The organism is Mesorhizobium sp. M4B.F.Ca.ET.214.01.1.1 (assembly GCF_004791545.1).
Lineage (GTDB): Bacteria > Pseudomonadota > Alphaproteobacteria > Rhizobiales > Rhizobiaceae > Mesorhizobium > Mesorhizobium abyssinicae.
In genome coordinates this window covers 1-300 of record NZ_SRUX01000242.1, presented here as the reverse complement: position 1 = coordinate 300, position 300 = coordinate 1, and the positions used below count along the sequence as shown (strand labels likewise).

1 protein-coding gene is annotated in these 300 nt (G+C 63.7%); it reads left to right on the top strand.

The window, feature by feature from the left end:
* On the top strand, positions 1-300 hold a 300-nt coding region (locus EN857_RS34065; RefSeq protein ID WP_135897733.1), incomplete at both ends, for an aldehyde dehydrogenase family protein.

Below are 300 nucleotides of genomic sequence, written 5' to 3'. Positions count from 1 at the left end.
AGGGGGCGCTGCTGCCGCCGATCGTCGTCGACCGCGTGCCGCACCAGTCTGAGCTGGTGATGGAGGAGACCTTCGGGCCGATCGTGCCGATCGTGCGCGCGCCTGACGATGACGAGGCGCTGATTAAGCTGTCGAACTCGACGGCTTTCGGCCTGTCGTCGGGCGTCTGCACCAACGATTTCCGCCGCATGCAGAAATACATCACCGGCCTGAAGGTCGGCACCGTCAACGTTTGGGAAGTGCCGGGATACCGCATCGAGATGAGCCCCTTCGGCGGTATCAAGGATTCCGGCAACGGCT